This is a genomic window from Streptomyces sp. NPDC054841, assembly GCF_053611045.1.
In genome coordinates, this window is record NZ_JBSGZO010000904.1 from 1 (window position 1) to 1383 (window position 1383).

The 1383-nt window shown below is 75.1% G+C and carries 1 protein-coding gene and 1 pseudogene; both read right to left on the reverse strand.

Translation table 11 applies throughout. The features are described 5' to 3' along the window. Nucleotides 1–81: 81 nt before the first annotated feature. On the reverse strand, nucleotides 82–1086 hold the full coding sequence (locus ACWGI8_RS44310) for a DNA-3-methyladenine glycosylase family protein (protein ID WP_453669293.1): 1005 nt from the start codon (nucleotides 1084–1086) through the stop codon (nucleotides 82–84). A gap of 168 nt (nucleotides 1087–1254) precedes the next feature. Continuing rightward, nucleotides 1255–1383, reverse strand: a pseudogene (locus ACWGI8_RS44315) (NDP-sugar synthase); the annotation flags it as partial.

A 1383-nucleotide genomic window follows, 5' to 3' on the forward strand; every position in this document is an offset into this window, starting at 1 on the left:
CCGTGGTCAGAGGGCCCGTGGTCAGAGGGCCCGTGGTCAGAGGGCCCGTGGTCAGAGGGCCCGTGGTCAGAGGGCCCGTGGTCAGAGCGCGGCGATGTCGTGCCGCGGCATCTTCGGCTTGCGACGCGCCGGCACCCGCCCGCTCAGCAGGATCAACCGCGCCGCGCGGTGGCGCTGGCCCGCGTAGGGCTGCAGGAGTTCGAGCATGGCGGCGTCGTCGGCGTCCCGGTCGCCCGCGAGGGCGTAGCCGACGATGCCGGGGAGGTGGAGGTCGCCGACCGTGACGGCGTCGGGGGCGCCGTTGCTGCGCTGGATCGTCTCGGCGGAGGTCCAGGGGCCGATGCCGGGGATCAGTTCCAGGCGGGCCATGGCCGCTTCGGGCTCCATCGCCGCGGCCTCCTCCATGCGGCGGGCGACGCGGACCGCGCGCAGGATCGTGGCGGCTCGTTTGTTGTCGACGCCCGCGCGGTGCCACTCCCAGGAGGGGATGAGGGACCAGGTGCGAGGGTCGGGCATGACGTGGAGACCGCCGCCCGGACCCGGTGCGGGCTCGCCGTACTTCCTCACGAGGAGGCGCCAGGCGCGGTAGGCCTCGTCGGTGGTGACCTTCTGTTCCAGGATCGACGGGATCAGGGACTCCATGACCAGTCCCGTGCGGGTCAGACGCAGGCCGGGACGGCGGCGGTGGGTGGCCGCGACGAGGCGGTGGCGGGGCTCGAAGGCGTCCGGGTCGTCGGACTCGCCGAGCATGGCGGGCAGTTGCTCCATCAGCCACTCGGCGCCGGGGCCCCAGGCTTCGGTGTGGACGGCCCCGTCCCGTGCCGCGACGCGGAGGGTGCCCGGTCCGTCGGGGGTGCGGGTGGCGCGCCACACCGAGCCGTCCGGCGTCGTACGGAACGTCGGATCGGCCGGCCCGCGCCGCAGCGGCCCCAGCACGAGCCCCAGGTCGAGCGGGCCGGGCGGTACGTAGCGCCGCTCCCTGCCCCCGAGCGCGGAGGCCGAGGCCCGGGGAGCGGGTACGGGGACCTCGCCGCCGCGCACGGTGGTGCGGGTGACGGCGGGGCGTGGGTCGAAGCGTCCTGCCACGGGAGGGGTCCTCGGTCTCGGGGGTCCTCGGTGCTCGGGGTCCTCGGTGCGAGTCCCCTGGAGGGTTCCGGGAGTCCCTTGGGGAGTGCACTCCCTTAGAGAGTAGGGCCCCGGAGAGAGTATGGCTCCGGGTCCGGCCCAGGGGCGGACGCCCCCGGGCACACGGCCCTACTGGTCCGAGGAGAAGCGGATCGCCCCCGCCGGGAGCGTCGCGTCGCACCACACCCGGACCCCGTCCTTGAGCTCGTTGTCGGGGCCGACGACCGCGCCGTCGCCGATGACCGCACCCGTGAGGAC